This window comes from Verrucosispora sp. WMMD703 (assembly GCF_049178935.1).
GTDB lineage: Bacteria > Actinomycetota > Actinomycetes > Mycobacteriales > Micromonosporaceae > Micromonospora > Micromonospora sediminimaris.
Map to the genome: position 1 here is coordinate 2,152,419 of NZ_JBMHMM010000004.1, position 14,819 is coordinate 2,167,237.

Below are 14,819 nucleotides of genomic sequence, written 5' to 3' on the forward strand. Positions count from 1 at the left end.
CGCGGTCAGGTTCTCATCTCGCCGGCCGGCTCGTTCTTGCTGCTCTGCGTGGTCAGCCGGCCGGCGGCCCGACGCAGCGCGCCCAGCTCGTCGATGGAGCGTGAGTGCCACGGATTGTTCTCCTGCATCGCGAACGCGTTCGCGGCCTGCACGAAGAAGTGTTCGGCGGTGTCGAACTCACTCCGGCCCAGGTACACCCGGCCGAGGCCGAACAGGGCGTGGGCATGGACATTCCGCTCCTGCGTCATCCGGCAGATCTCGACCGCCTCGCTGAAGTGGATCTCGGCGGCGGTGAACTCGTTCTGCTCCAACATGGCCCCGCCGAGACCGATCAGGGCGTAGGACTGGCCGATCCGGTCGTCCTGCGCCCGAGCGAGGTCCAGAGCCGACTGGAAGACGGCCTTCGCGGCCAGCGACTGCTTCGAGTCGGCAAACACCTCACCGAGCCGGTACAACGCCTGGGCCTGTAGGCGCCGGTTACCCAGCTGTTCACCCAGTGCGAGTGACTCCTTCGCCAGGATCTCGGCGCGCTCCGGGGCTGCGAGATCCAGGTGGCTACGCGCGAGTCCACTCAGTACGTGGGCCTGTGCGCCCAGGTCGCCGACTGCCCGGAACTTCTCCAGCGCCTGCTCGTAACGCAGCACCGCACTGTCGGGTCGACCCTGGATCCGGTCCAGGTGCGCAAGGTTGCGCAATGTCAATGCCGCTCCGGCCTGATCGCCGACCGCGTCGAACAAGCTCATCGCGTGCAGCAGGTTCTCGCCGTCGTCCTCGGCGTGTTGGGCCACGCCGAGCGAGCCGAGCGACGCCAACACGGCAGCCTCACCCCGGCGATTGCCGGCCCTGCTGGTGGCCTCCAGCGCGATGTTGTGGGTCGTACGCCATTCGGCGAACAGGCCGCGCCGTTCATACAGGGCAACCGATACAGTGGCCAACTCCCAGCACAGTTCGTCCAGCCCCAGCTCTGCCGCCTGGCGGATCGCCACCTCCAGCGTGATGCGCTCCTCGTCGAACCAGGCGGTGGGATCGCCGAGGAAGCGGTCGAACTCGGCACGCGCGCTGGCCCATCGGGGTGCCGTGCCGTGCAGAACCGCGAACCGCCCCCCGTAGATCCGATGATGAGCCTCCTCGGCGAAGGCGAGCAGGGCACCGAGCGATCGGGTGACCGCCGCTATGCAGGTTTCCCGGTCGTCCTGCGTCAGTCGGTGCTCGCTGGCGAACACCCGCACCAGCTCGTGGAATCGGTAGCGGGGTTGCTTGGTGAGCGCGGAAAGCTGGGCCTCCAGCAGCCGGACGTCGACGAGCTCGTCGAGGAGCGCCGTGGCCTGTCTCGAATCGCAGTCCAGCAGGGCCGCCGCGGTCCAGGCGCTGAACTCGTGTAGCTCCAACGCGCTGAGCAACCAGAACAGGGTCTGCGCCGGCACGGTGAGGGAGTCGTACACGTCAGCGAGCAGCGAGCGGACCGCGACGTCACCGTGGGAGAGTTCGTCCAGCCGAGACCGTTCGTCGCGCAGCCGGTCCAGCAGGGTGCCAACGGCCCAGTGCGGGTGCGCAGCCAGTCGGACCCCGGCGATCCGCACGGCCAGGGGCAGACCACCGCACATCTCGGTCAGCTCCGCAGCAGCCTCGGGCGCCGCGGCGACCCGCTGCTCCCCGCAGATCTGGCCGAGCAGGGTGAGGCTCTCCTCGGCCGACATCATGTCCACGTCGACGGCCCGGGCGCCCGGGATGCCGGCGAGCCGGCGGCGACTGGTGATCAGCACCGCCGGGCCTGGCACGCCGGGGAGCAGGTCGGCGATCTGGTCCTCGTTGCCCACATCGTCCAGCACGATCAACAGCCGCCGCGTCGCGAGCTGGCTCCGTAGCAGGTTGATCCGCTGGCCGGGTGCGACCGGGATCGCCGCCGGGGCGACGCCGAGTCCGTGCAGGAGGTCGCTGAGTACGGCTTCGGTCGAGCGTGGCTGCGTGGTGCTCCCGTAGAGGCAGGCGTAGAGGCTGCCGTTGACGAACTTGGCGCGTAACAGATGGGCCACGTGCAGGGCCAGCGAGGTTTTTCCGCAGCCCGGCGCGCCGGTGATGACCGCGATCGGCACCTGCTTGGTGTCCTCGCTGGTCAGCGTGGCGGTCAGGGTTTCGATAAGCGCCGCGTGGCCGACGAAGTCCGGCAGATCTGCGGGCAACTCCTGCGGACGGTGCACGCTCGTGGCGGCCTCGGTTCGGCTGTCGTCCACTTCGCCGCTGATGCTGCTGTCCTGGCTGAGGATCGCGCGTTCCAGCTTGCGCAGGTACTGGCTCGGCTCGATGCCGAGCTCGCCCACCAGGTTGGTGCGGGCCGTACGGTACGTCGCCAGCGCTTCTGCCTGCCGTCCGGACCGATACAGCGCGAGCATCCGGAATCCCCACAGGCGCTCCCGCAGTGGGTACTCCGTGGTCAACGCGACCAGTTCCTCGACCAACTCCCGATGACCGCCCAGGCCAAGACGGATCTCGGCGCGGTCCTCCAGCGCCATGATCCGCCGTTCCTCCAGACGGTGGGAGACAACTTCGGCGGCCCGGCCCGGCACTCCGCCCAAGGCCGGTCCGGACCAGATGTCGATCGCGCGGTCCAGGTGCGTAAGCGCCTCGTCCAGCCGACCTTTGGCTGCGGCGGACCGGCCCCGGGCGAGAGCGTCGTCGAACATGAGGTAGTCGAGCTGCTGACGGGCCACCCGGATGGAGTACCCGAGTGGGCTGGTGTCGATGATCTCCGGACTGCCGAGAGCCCGGCGCAACGCGGAGATGCAGATCTGGATCTGACCACGCGCGCTGGGCGGCGGGGAATCGTCCCAAACTGCGCCGATCAGCTTTTCCACGGTCACGACATGGTTGGCGGCCATCAGCAAATTGGCCAGCACTATGCGCTGCCGCGGGGAGGTTATCGGCACGGGGGAACCATCGACCACGGCTTCCAATGTTCCGAGAACCCGGAACTCGACTCGCACCATGTCGGCCAGCATACGGTATCACGGAACGACGATCATCAATCACGTTTGTTCCGGAAGTCGTTCAGGCGCCAACCGGGCGTACTCGAGCGGGCCGCGGAGCAGGGATACCGCGAGTAACCTTAATTCGTCGGGAGGCGGTTTGACCGGTTACAGATCGTCTTACTGATGACCTGTCGCGGACGAAACCCCGGTAAATTCTGAACGATAGTTTGGTCGCTCGATGTCGTGAGGATCCGTCATGTCGTGTGGTTCCGGCTTGATCGGTTTGTCCGACCCGCGGGTGCGGCGGGGCAGCTCCGGTCCGGAAGCCCCCGGCCCGTCACTCACCGGCGCCTGATGGGCGCAACCTGTTCGGCGACGGGGTAGCCGGGCAGAGCCGAGGCCAGAGTCGCGACGGTCGGCCAGTCGAACAGGGCCCGCTCCGGCAACTGCCGGTCCAGGGCGACGCACAACCTTGCCACGGCCTGCGTCGCGAGCACCGAATGGCCGCCGAGGTCGAAGAAGTTGTCGTGTCGCCCGACCTCGTCGAGATTCAGTACCTCGGCCCACACCTCGGCGATGACCCGTTCCGTAGTGGTGCTTGGCCTGTCCTCTTCGACGAGCGACGACTGTGCATAGCTGATCTCGTTCATCGTCAATTACCCCCTGGCCGGCGACAATATGGCGTCTATTGGCGAACAGTCGCAGGTTCGCCACCCTCCGGAGAATTGTGGTTCGCGCGGCCGGCGCGGGCAAGGATTGGCGGTAAGAAGCAAGGGCAGTCAACCACTTCCGGAACTTCTGCCGGTTCTTCTCTGCGACCGCTCAAGCATCCGTGGCACATTGGCGACTGTTGTCAATCCGCGCCGACGGCTCGGATTGCCGCCGTTACTGAAGGAGCGGTTGATGGTTGGCTTGGCAGAGCTCGCATCCACCCTGCTGGGGCATCCGGCTGTGCGTGATGCCCGGGCGACGACGATCCGCCACGACGATCGGGACGTCACGATCGGCGTGGTCGAGTTTTCCCAGTACGTAAGCGGGCCGGAGCTTCGTGGCTACGTGTGGGACCGGCTCGGTGCGGGCTGTGGTTTGGACGGCGTGCTGCTCGTCGACGCCATGCCGCTCGCCGGCAACACGCTCGACACCGAATACGTCCGGTCCGCCGTCATCGCCGGCACGTGCACCCTGTTCGAAGGTCCGGTCGACGGTGTCGAAGAGCGGCTCCTGTCGATCTGGACCAGCACCATGAACCTCAAGTGGATCGGCGTGCACGACGACTTTCTGGACCTCGGCGGCGACTCGATTGTTGCGGTCGAGGTCCTTGCGAAGATCGAAGACGAGTTCGGCGAGGCGCTGGACGTCTACGACTTCATGAGCACCTACCACATCCGCGGTGTCGCCGGTCTTCTGAGCGAAGCTCGGGTACTGCAGCAGCAGTAGTGAGTACGCCTGTTCATGTCCCAGTGGCTAACCCGAGTGGTGATGGCCCGCGTCGGTCGAAAGGATGCCTCGGAAGAGTCCGTCCGGTCGGCTTCACGGCATCGTTCCACGAAGGCGGCTACCGGGGGTCGGGATAGCTCGGTGTGCGGTCGGGTAGGTCGTCGATCTCGGTGCCGGGCAGCCAGGTGAGGGCCTGTTCGGCGAGCCGCCGCAGAGCCGGGTCGGGGTGATGGGCGGCCTGGTCCACGAGCAGGTCGCGGAACTCCTCGGTGGGGTGGTGCTGCGCCAGTGCCCAGGCCGCTGTGCGGCGTACGCCGGGATCGCCGTCGGTGAAAAGGTCGCGGAACAGGTCGACGACCTGGGGGCGGTCGCGTCCCTTGTCCACGAGACCTGCCACGGCGACACGGCGGACGGAGACGTCCGGGTCAGTGCTCGCCCGCTCCACCAGCAGGGCGAGGGTGTCGCTGTCGCCCTCCGAGTCTCGGCTGAGCAGCTCGACCACGGCGCGTCGGATGGTCGGGTCGTCACTGGTAGCGCGTGTTCGAAGCAGCGGTGCCACCGTGGGCCTGCCGTCCGCCGCGAGCAGCGCGCCGGCGGCGGCCGCCAGGACGGTGGGATCCGGGTCGTTCACCCGGTCGAGGAGGAACGCCCTCGACTGCTCGGCCGGGAGGGGCGAGCTGGCGAGCAGTTCGACGGCTGCGGCTCGGACAGCGGGGTCAACGTCGTGGCTGCCGCGTTGCAGCAGCGCCGCGACGACCTCGTTTCGCACGGGGGACTGCCAGCCGAAGAGGCCGGTGGCCGCTTCGCGGATCACCTGCGGGTCCGGATCCTCGCGGATGCGTTCGAGCGCGAGGTGGTCGCGGGTGCCGGTCCGGACGAGAGTACTGACGACGGCCTGTCGCACAGCCGGGTCCGCGTCTCGGATCAGGTCCTCGGCGGCGTCCGCGAGGACGGCCGGACTGCCGTTCGCGAGAGCGTGGACGGCGACGAGCCGTACCGCTGGCGCCGGATCGTCGCGTGCTGTGTCGAGAACCGCCGCACTGTGGTCGGTGGTTCGCACGAGTGCCTCCAGCGCCGCGAGGCGGGTGTCCGGGTCGGGGTCGTGACGCACAAGTTCGAGCATCAGCCCCGCGTCCGGAAAGTGCCGGCTCAGCAGGCGGACGGCAATGCTGCGCACCGCCCCGGACTCGTCTTCATGGATCCGGTCGAGCAACTGCCGCCGGACCAGTGGGGCGTTGCCGGGCTGGTCAAGCAGCGCGATGGCCGCCGCCTCCACCACCGGAGGCGCGACATCCTTGGCCAGTCTCTCGCAAAGGGTGTCGTGGACGTCCCCGTCGTCATGGTGGCCGAGCGCCCGCACCGCCAGGGCGCGTACCGGGGGGTCCTCGTCGCTGCGGGCCCGGTGATGCAGCAGATTCACCAGAGCGTCGTCGACGCCGTAGCCGCTGACGAGCGCGTCGAGCGCGACACGCCGCACCGCCGGGTCAGCGCTGTTGACGGCGTACCCGATCAGCCGTGCCCGACCGGCCGTCAAGCGGTCCCGCTCGACCGGCAGCCCAGCCTCGGAGATCGCGGTTTCGGCCAGTCCGGCGACCAGTGCGAGCTGCGCCTGGTGATCCCCTTCGTCGGCCAGCGGGTCGAGAAGCTCCTGGATGCCGTCGCGCGGAGCGCCGAGAAGCGTGGCGAGCCGCGCGGCGACCTCGGCGTACGCGGTGCCCCGGGTCAGCTCGAACCCACGTCGCCGGTACCAGCGCGGGTACGCCTCTCGGCCCGGCCAGTCGGTGCCCAGCGTCCTGATCACCGGCAGCATCGGGTCCTCGATCAGTACGGCGGTGGCTTCGTCGCCGGTGGACACGCCGTGCTCGATGAGCAGGATGAGCTGGCGCAGGAGCGCGTACGCCGGCCGGGCCACCGCAGGTCCGATCCGCAGTTGGGCGAGGCACTGCACGGCCAGCACGAGATTCCACGGCGGCTCGGTGAACCGGTCGGCCGGCCAGGGCCGGTTGACCTCGGTCGAGAGGACTTGGATCAGCCGCCCGGCCAGCGCCGGGGGCACCGCTCCCGCGACGAGCTGGAGCACCTCCCACCACGACTGGTCGGCCCAGTGCGCGGCGAAGAGGGCCAGCAACGACTCCGCTTGCCCCTCATGGTGCTGCCGGACGATGTCCCGCGCGCAGAACCATTCCAGGAGGGTGCGATGCGTGAAGCCGTACCGACTGTCGTCGTAGCGGACGAGCATGAAGTCGCGTACGCGGAACTCGTCGATGAGCTCGCCGATCACCTGCCGGGACTGCACACGTGACAGGCCGTACCGCTCCTCCAGGTAGGACTCGAAGACCCGGTCAAGCTCATCTCGATCGAGGCGCGTCGCGCCCTGTGACTGCATCAGGTACGCCAGGCGCCCCAGCACCTGCTTCTTGTCGGCGACGTCGACGAAGGCTGCGGCGTGCCGGGTCGGGCTCAGGTGGCGGTGCTGGTCCCAGCGGTCGAGAAGGACGTCCGTGAGGTGGTCGTAGAGCTGCCATCGATTCCTGGGCTGCTCCGGCCGGAGTCTCAGCGAGAGCAGGGCGGTCAGCAGCAACGGGTTTCCGGCCAACGCCCGGATGGCCGGGCTGTCGCGGATCGCGGACCGGAGACGTTTCCGGTGTGGTTCCGCCTTGGCAGGGTCGTCCGGCGCCTCCACCGCATACCAGTTGGACAGGAAATCTGCGATCTGGGCGTCGTTCAGGGGATCCAGGGTGAGGTGGTGGAACCCGGCCTCGGCCAGGATCCGCTGGCTGTACTCGACCGGCCGCGACGTGACCACGATCCGGACGGAGGGATACTCGGCGGCGAATGCCGCGATGAGGCCCGTCACCGCCTCACGTTGGCGGGGATCGAACAGTTCGTCCAGCCCGTCGAATATGAAGATCATGGGCCGACCGGCGTCCAGCAGGGCGCGCAGCACGGAGCGCGGCAGGCCGAGGCCCTCGGAGCGATGCAGGTGGTCGAGGTGATCGAGAATGCCCTCCCGCCGACCGTCGCCGGCTGGCGCAGCGTAGGAGCGGAGCGGAACCAGCAGCGGAACGTGCCCGCGCAGCGGCGCGAGTCGGGGCTCCCGATGCGGTTCGGCCAGTGCCAGTGCCAGATACTGCGCCACCGTCGACTTGCCCGCGCCGGGGGCACCGAGCAGCATCACCGTCCGGCGGCCTGGATCGGACAGCAGCTCGAACAGAGGCACCGCTGACGCCGTCGCTCCGGGGCCGACCTCCTCACGGGCAATCGGCTCGACGAACACGGACCCGAGGTCGATTCGTCGATAGCCCGGCCCGGACAACGCCTCCAGGTCGAGTCCACCGTAGCGCTGGCGTAGCCGCAGGAAGTATCCCCGCAGGCTCTCGGCGATGGCCTTGTCGTCGGCTTCAGGGGGCTGGGTGCCCGCGAGGAAGTTGGCCAGCGCGGCGGTCACCTGGGTTGCGAGATCCTCCGGACCGCGGAAGAACGCGATGAGATGGCGCCCTCGAAGCTCCGTACGCAGCGCCTCGATCCGCTCGCCCGCCTCGCCACGGTCGACCATGGTGGCCGGCCACGGCGCGTCGTCAGCCAGGAGGAAGATCAGACACGGCTTGCCCAGTCGTAGCGCCTCCCGGTACTCCAACTCGGTGATCGACTGGTCTTGCCCCGCCGGCACGAAACCGTACCGCCACGCGAACAGCCCGATGTAGAGATCGCTGCGGGCAACGGCCCGCAGCGACGCCTCCAGGGGAGGACGGCTCTCCGCGACGTACGATTCCATCGCGACGTCTTCGACATTGAGCCGACGAGCGGCGGTGTGGACCGCGCGGCGGCACTCGGTCAGATCCGGGAAGGTCGACGAGACGTACACCTTCGTGGTGGCCTTGAGGGCCCGGGGATAGATCGTCACCATGACGCGGTCACCGGTCTGCACCACGGTCGGCTCAGGTGCGCCGATGCGCTGGCATTCGCCGACCGCGCGGGGAATGCCCGAGCCCTCGCCCTCCACCAGTCGCATCCAGGTCAACACCCGCGCGAAGTGGAAGTTGCGGCGGTCGGATTCCGAGCGTAGTTGGCTGATCGGAATCGCTTCGCCGTCCGGCAACTCCGGCCCGTGCCAGGAACCCGGGTTCACGATCTCCACCCGGTCGTCGAAGACCCGAACGTGCACGCACATGCCCCGGTGCTCGTAGTCGCGGTGCGCGAGGGCATTCGCGATGACCTCGCGTACCGCGATCATCGGGTAGTCGTTGACCGGCACCGGTGTCATCGAGTCACCGGTGAACGTCTCACCCTGCGCCGTCCGCTGGGCGACGAAGTTGCGCGCCTGCACGATCTGCTCCGGTACCGTCCGGCGCAACTCCTCTCGCGCGTACCACTCGTCCCGGTTCGAACCCTTGAAATGTACGCAGGTCACCATGGCGGTCGGCACCACGGCCGTCGGATCCTCGCCGAACAGCAGCGCTCCCGCGTAGGTCAGCCGCCCGTTGCGCATCAGGTGGGCCCGATGCAGGAACTCGGCGGTGTTGAGGGCGGGTGGCATCTCCGCGGCGATGTCGGGGCGCAGGTTCGCGCGGAACCGGGCCAGCTGTTCGGTGTTCACGGCCGTGCCGGAGGTCGGCCGTTCCAGCAGCGACAGGGCCTCCTCGGTCGGATCGGTCGGCTGCGGATCCGCCGGCGGCGTGACCTCTCCCACGGCCGGCGCAGGTCGGCGGGCGATCGCGATCCGACCGTATCCGTCGAACTTCTGGCCGGGCCGCGGACTGGTGAGCGTGGCGTGCAGATAGTCGTAGAGAGTGGCCAGCGTGACGTTGCCGTCGTTGTCGACCGACGCACCGCCCAACAGTCCGTCCACGAGGGCTGCGGTGAACGGACTGGGCTGGCCGTCGAGCTCGGCGTCCTTGGCCAGCTCCGTCGCGGCGGCAGCGGTGAGCACGAACCGGCCGCGGCCCGCGAACTGCTCGGCCAGGTTGTCGCCCTTGAACGCGCCGCCGTCACAGCAATCGAGAATGAAGATCTTCGTCCGGGCAACGCACTGCTGCAAGATCGCATTCATGGTGTCGTTTCCGACGGCCGTGCCGGGGATGAGATCCCGTTCGGTGTCGACGCCGCACAGGTAGAGCTTCTGCAACTCGCTGCGGCCATGCCCGCTGAAGTAGAACAGCAGAGTGTCCTCGGGACTCGCGGACCTGAAGAATTCGTTGATGGTGCGCTGCATCTGAGCCGAGGTCAAGTTCTGCTCGGGCCGTACTGTCGCGTCGGTGAACATGCCCCTGTCGGGATCGGTCAGGGCGGCAGCGAGCAGGTTCCCGTCCTTCTCGGGACCACGGAGGAACGGCAGCGTCCCGGACCGGCCGTAGTCCGAATTGCAAATGAGGAGGGCTTTGTACACTCTCGCTCCCGACTGCCCACAACGCGACCAGTGGTCTACTGTACGGCTCGCCAGTAATGCGGAGGAGGCGCGAGGTGGGTCCTTTGGCGATCGTGGTGAGTCCCGGCCTGACCGGTGTCGCGAACGACCACGAAGCGGCACTCAGTGCGGTGGAAGATCTACGCGTGGATCTGCTCGAACAGGGTCTGATCTCGCACGACGAGGGCCCCGACGTACCGGGCACCAAGGGGTGGGAGCAGTACCTCACGATTCTGGTCGGCGGGGGAGGGGCGCTGGGCAGCGTCGTCGCGCTGTTCCACGCCTGGCTCAACCGCGACCGGCGTCGCTTCCTGATACTGCGTAAGCGAGTGGACGGCCGCATCGTGGCCGAGGTGGAGATCACCGGTGACACGGTGTCCGACGAGACGATCCGCGCCGCCCTGGAGCAGGTCGTGGACCTGGAGTAGGAGCGCGTTTCAGGTAGCGGTCGGCTGATTTCGGTGGGAGATCATGGACGGAGAGGACCCGGGCGTGACCGAGAGGCCGGAAGCCCATTCCAATCAAGTGGCAATTCTGGGCGTCGCGCTCGCGGCCACCGTCAGCATCGCGGCGGCTGAAGGACAGTGGGAACCGCTTGAAACAATCGTCGGCCTCGTTCTCGTTCTTGTCGTGGTGGCATTCCATGGCCGCCCAGGAGGCCAAGGTCGTGGTGAGGGTTGGGCCAGGCAGGCCGTCCTCGCATCTGTGCTGGCTCTCTGCTGTTGTCTGATCGTCGCCTGGCCACTGCAGAGCATCGGGTTTGACCTTTACTGGTTTCTCCCCGGCACCTGGGTTCTCACGGCTGTCGCCGGGTGGGCCTACCTGCGGTATGACCACCGTCGGCAGGCGGCGGTGTCACCTACGGTAGGCGACGCTGGGCCTGCGCCTGTCCCGACGCAACGAAAAGCGGCGGCGATCGACCACGACGGGGTGGTAGCAGCCGAGGCACGCCGGGCCACGTCCGGGCAGGCTTCGGCAGAGCATCGGTCGCGAAAGGACCCGAAGGGGAATCGGAATCGGGTCCGTTCCGCAGCGGGTCGGTGGGGTCGGTGGAAGGGTAGATCGCGAGGTTGACGTCCAGGTGTCATCGGGCGAACGGGCCGGTGCCGGTGAAGGCGTATTCCGCGAACCGAGTGCCGATCCGCCGGTGGGCTTCGGCGCTCGGGTGCAGGCCGTCCGGTAGCGGAAGGTCGGTGGCGTCGGTCGGGCCGTACAGGGCGGTGCCGTCGAGGTAGTGCAGGTTCTTGTCGGCGGCACGGCGGTCGGCCAGCGAGCGCAACTCGCGCCGGATGACCTGGAGCGTCAGGCGTCCCAGCGCGACGTCCCCGGGTGTGCCGGTCGCGACGAAACGTACCTGGTCGGTGCCGATCGACTCGGGGTCGATCGCCCCCGGGCCGGGGGTGTCCTCGTGGATTCCGCAGAACAGCGGCGAGATCAGCAGCAGCGGGACGTCGGGGTGGCCGTCGCGGATCGTGTCGAGGAAACCGTGTACGGCGGGGACGAAGGTACGTAGCCGCATCCCGTCGAGGTTCACCACGTTGATGCCGAGCTTGACGCTGATGTAGTCGGCGGGGGCGTCGCGGATCACGCGGGCCAGGAACGGGTCGACGAACGCGCTGCCGCCCAGGCCGAGGTTGCGCAGTTCGACACCGGCCCGGCGGGCGGCGACAGCGGGCCAGACCTCGCTGGGCGCGAGGGCGTTCGAACCGTGACTGATGGAACTGCCGTGATGCACCCACAGCGGCAACGCGGCGTCGTCCGGCTCGATCGCGGCATCGGCCCGCAGGTCGACCAGTTCGATGCTCTCGTTGTGCGGCAGCCAGATCTCGATCCGGTGGCGGCCGGCGGGCAGCCCGGAAACGGTGGTCGTGTGCGCCTGTCCGGGATGGAGGGCGCTCTGACCGCTGGTGAGATCGACATCGATCCGGTCGCCACCGGTCAGCGTGTCGCGGGCGGCGAGTGCGCCGTCGGCGTACACGTCGATGCGGCCACGCGGTCGGTCGGCGCCCAGGTAGGCGACCCGGGTCGGATGAGTCACCAGTTCCAGCGTGCTCGCCGCCGTCCGGAAGACGATGCGTACGCCGGACGGCTGGCTCTCCATCGCGAGCAGCTGGCCGTCCGGGAACTGCTCCCGTACCCAGGTCGGTAGCCGGTGCGGCCGGAGGCCGCGAGGAGTGGCCTCGGCCTCGGCGACGCCACGGAGGAGTTCGGATGGGACTGGCATCAGTGGTTCCCTTCGGTGGGCCAGAAGCGGAATGCGGTGTCGAGCGCGCTCAGCGCTCGCTGCCAGGAGATGTCGGGGGTGGGCTCGCGGTGCCCGAAGCTGCCGGCCACCTCAAGTGCGAGGAAGCCGTTGATTGTCGCGCCGAGCAGCCGGGTGGCATGCACGAGTTCGGTCTCCGGCAGCTGGTAGCCACGGAGCATCGCCAGCGTGAGCGCGACCAGCCTGCCGGCGGAGTCCGACCGCACGGTGGTCGCCGCCGCCGGACGTTGCAGGGCGGCCCAACGGCCGGGGAACTGACGGGCGTAGTCGCGGTGCGCGTCGGCGAGAGCGGTGAGCGCGTCTCGCTGTGAGCGGCCGCCGATCGCGATCGCGATCCGGTCGGCCAGCTCGCCGAGGGCCAGTTCCTGGACGCTGTCGAGCAGCGCGGACCGGTCACGGACATGCGAGTAGAGGCTCGCGGTCTGCACGCCGAAATGGCGGGCCAGCGCCGACAGGGTGATCGCGTCGAATCCTTCCCGGTCCGCCAACTGGGCCGCCGCGGCGATGACGACCGCCGGGGTGAGGTTCGCTCGTGCCATACCCACACCCTACACCCTTTAGATTAAAACCTAATAGCTTTAGGTTGCTCCCGGCGGCACCCCCGGGCCCATCGCTACGAGTGACACGATCTCCGAGACGGTGTTGCCGCCCGGACGCGGCACCGACGACGATGCCGAGCCCGTTACCGACGCGACTGGGGACGCCGCAATGAGCCCGCTCGACGACCTGATGATCCGTGCCGCCCACCGCGTCGACCTGGACGGTCTGGGCGAATTGGCGGGTTCGCGGGACCGCGCCGAGGTGCGTCTCCAGGCCGCCGGGCGAGGCGAGGAGGCGATGCTCGTCGCGGTGGCCGCCGACCGCGTCGTGGGGGTGGTGAGCGTCCGGTGGCGGGACGGCTGCGACACCCCCAACCCATGGCTGTACGGGCTGGCGGTGGTCGCGCCGGCCCGTCGCCGTGGGGTAGGAAGGGCGCTTGTCGCAGCCAGCGAAGCGGCAGGTGTGGCGCGCGGCGCCGACGCCATGAGTCTCGACGTCGACGTCGACGATGAGGCGGCCGTCTCGTTCTACCAGAGGTTGGGTTACGTGATCGTTCGACCTCACCAGCACCGCTGGCGCGCGGTCGACCCGCGTACCGGCGCGGTGACCGGCGAAGGCACGGCGCCGACGTGGATCATGCGTCGCCACCTTCCGGGAACATGATCCGCCCCGCAGATCCGACACCGGTCTCAGGGGCGGTACTCGGATCCAACTCTGCTGCCCGACGCCAGATGCGTACGGTGACGGCTGCGCGGGCCAGCACGAGAACAGCGACGAGGAGCAGCCCGGCACCGAGCAGCGCGGCGAGGTCGGGCGCCCACAGGGAGACCTGGCCCAGCGTGACGCCGAAGTACGACGGCAGGGCGAGCAGGCCGGCACCGACGAGCAGCAGGGCCACCAGCCAGGCGACGAGACCCAGCAGACGCCGCCGGGACCCGGCGGCGACCGGCCGCGCCACCCGCCACAGCGAGCCGGCCACCGCCGTGAGCAGCAGCAGACACACCAGGCTCAGGCCGGACAGGAGCGCGGCGTAGGACCGCTCGTTGCCGTGGGTCTCGGGTACGGCTCCGGAGAGGATGGAAGCCAGGCCCCACGAGGTGTCCAGGAGCTGGTTCTCCTGGAAGCTGCCGTACGCGTTCTGCAATACCACCACGGCCCGGTCCTGCTCGGGCAGCACAACGATCCCGGCCTGGTAGCCCGGCGCGGCGCCGGAGTGCCAGACCATCGCTTGGTCGCTGCCGAACACCGGCCAGGTGCGCCAGCCGAGCCCGTAGCTCCGGCCGTCCCCGGTGGTCGCCACCGGACGGACCAGAGTGGCCCGCTGCTCGGCGGACAGGACTGCGCTGCCGTCGAGGTTCGCCCGGGCGAACGCTACGGCGTCCCGGAGGGAACCCCCGAGGTATCCGTAGCTGACACCGGCGGGGTCGAACCGGCTCGGGAACGCCCTCGGCTCGCCGAACACGTATCGATGGCCCGGCGGGAGCCGGTCTGCCGCATCGTCGGCCTCGATGATCGCGGTATTCATCCCCGCAGGCGCGAGCAGCCGCTCACGAAGCACGTCGGCGAAGTCCCGGCCGGTGATCTCCTCGACGACAGCCCCGAGCAACAGGTAGTTGACGCTGGAGTAGAGGTGTTTCTCGCCGACGCCGGCGGCCAGGTGCACGTTGTCGAGGGCGTCGATGACGTCGCCCGGCCGCCGATCAACGTCGTAGCGGTCGGTCAGGTCCATCCGCTCCGGGATGCCGCCGGTCTGGCTCAGCAGATGGCGCAGGGTGATCGTCCTGGCTTCCTCGTCGGCCATGCCGAAGGTCGGCAGGTAGGTCGTCACGCGCGCGTCGAGATCCAGCTCCCCGGCCGTGGCCATCGACACCAGCAGGCTCGCGGTCACCGGCTTGGCCACCGATCCCCACAGGAACGGGGTGGCGTCGGTGATCGGCTCGCCGTCGCCGTCCGCGCCGAACGTCGCTTGGTGCTCCACTCCACCGGAGCCGACGATCGCGTACGCGACGCCCGGGACGCCGGCCCGGTCCATCTGTTCGGTGACGAAGGCGTCCAGCCGGCCCGGTTCGACGGCGCTGCTCGCCGCCGGTGCCGCCTCAACCGACCTGCCGGCTCCGACCCCTAGGTCGACTCCGGGCAGCGCGAGCAGCAGCGCGGCCACCCCCCGTTGCAATACGTTCATATGGCAACCGTAGCCATACGGCGGTAT

9 protein-coding genes are annotated in these 14,819 nt (G+C 68.8%); 3 read left to right on the top strand and 6 right to left on the bottom strand.

Going from position 1 to position 14,819, the window contains the following annotated elements:
- Positions 1-5: 5 nt before the first annotated feature.
- Together ACN26Z_RS10505 and ACN26Z_RS10510 are read right to left on the bottom strand one after the other, a co-directional pair.
- The gene (locus ACN26Z_RS10505; RefSeq protein WP_421460853.1) at positions 6-2,984 is read right to left on the bottom strand and encodes a BTAD domain-containing putative transcriptional regulator; all 2,979 of its coding nucleotides are present in this window, start codon (positions 2,982-2,984) and stop codon (positions 6-8) included.
- A gap of 323 nt (positions 2,985-3,307) precedes the next feature.
- On the bottom strand, positions 3,308-3,616 hold the full coding sequence (locus tag ACN26Z_RS10510) for a phosphopantetheine-binding protein (RefSeq protein ID WP_093402991.1): 309 nt from the start codon (positions 3,614-3,616) through the stop codon (positions 3,308-3,310).
- Between the two features lie 253 nt (positions 3,617-3,869).
- On the opposite strand from ACN26Z_RS10510, the gene ACN26Z_RS10515 reads away from it, so the two are divergent.
- Complete coding sequence (locus tag ACN26Z_RS10515; protein WP_170863376.1) at positions 3,870-4,403, top strand: phosphopantetheine-binding protein; 534 nt, start codon at positions 3,870-3,872, stop codon at positions 4,401-4,403.
- 118 nt (positions 4,404-4,521) lie between these two features.
- Here ACN26Z_RS10515 and ACN26Z_RS10520 read toward each other — a convergent pair whose 3' ends face one another.
- A complete protein-coding gene (locus ACN26Z_RS10520) occupies positions 4,522-9,789 on the bottom strand; it encodes a caspase, EACC1-associated type (protein WP_421460856.1) in 5,268 nt (1,755 codons plus the stop codon).
- Positions 9,790-9,863: 74 nt separating this feature from the next.
- Between ACN26Z_RS10520 and ACN26Z_RS10525 the strand changes: the two genes are divergently transcribed.
- Positions 9,864-10,235 carry an effector-associated constant component EACC1 gene (locus tag ACN26Z_RS10525; RefSeq protein ID WP_170863378.1) on the top strand — a complete coding sequence of 124 codons (372 nt, stop codon included), beginning with the start codon at positions 9,864-9,866 and terminating at the stop codon, positions 10,233-10,235.
- A gap of 656 nt (positions 10,236-10,891) precedes the next feature.
- On the opposite strand, the gene ACN26Z_RS10530 is transcribed toward ACN26Z_RS10525, so the two are convergent.
- Together ACN26Z_RS10530 and ACN26Z_RS10535 are read right to left on the bottom strand one after the other, a co-directional pair.
- On the bottom strand, positions 10,892-12,031 hold the full coding sequence (locus ACN26Z_RS10530; protein WP_421460858.1) for a GDSL-type esterase/lipase family protein: 1,140 nt from the start codon (positions 12,029-12,031) through the stop codon (positions 10,892-10,894).
- Positions 12,031-12,609 (bottom strand): TetR/AcrR family transcriptional regulator, encoded by a 579-nt coding sequence (locus ACN26Z_RS10535; RefSeq protein WP_421460860.1) that lies wholly within the window; start codon positions 12,607-12,609, stop codon positions 12,031-12,033. Before ACN26Z_RS10535 ends, ACN26Z_RS10530 begins: the two co-directional genes overlap by 1 nt.
- 169 nt (positions 12,610-12,778) lie before the next feature.
- On the opposite strand from ACN26Z_RS10535, the gene ACN26Z_RS10540 reads away from it, so the two are divergent.
- The gene (locus ACN26Z_RS10540) at positions 12,779-13,273 is read left to right on the top strand and encodes a GNAT family N-acetyltransferase (protein WP_282239396.1); all 495 of its coding nucleotides are present in this window, start codon (positions 12,779-12,781) and stop codon (positions 13,271-13,273) included.
- On the opposite strand, the gene ACN26Z_RS10545 is transcribed toward ACN26Z_RS10540, so the two are convergent.
- Positions 13,245-14,792, bottom strand: coding sequence for a serine hydrolase domain-containing protein (locus ACN26Z_RS10545; protein WP_421460863.1), 1,548 nt, complete (start codon positions 14,790-14,792; stop codon positions 13,245-13,247). The genes ACN26Z_RS10540 and ACN26Z_RS10545 overlap by 29 nt on opposite strands.
- Positions 14,793-14,819: the final 27 nt, after the last annotated feature.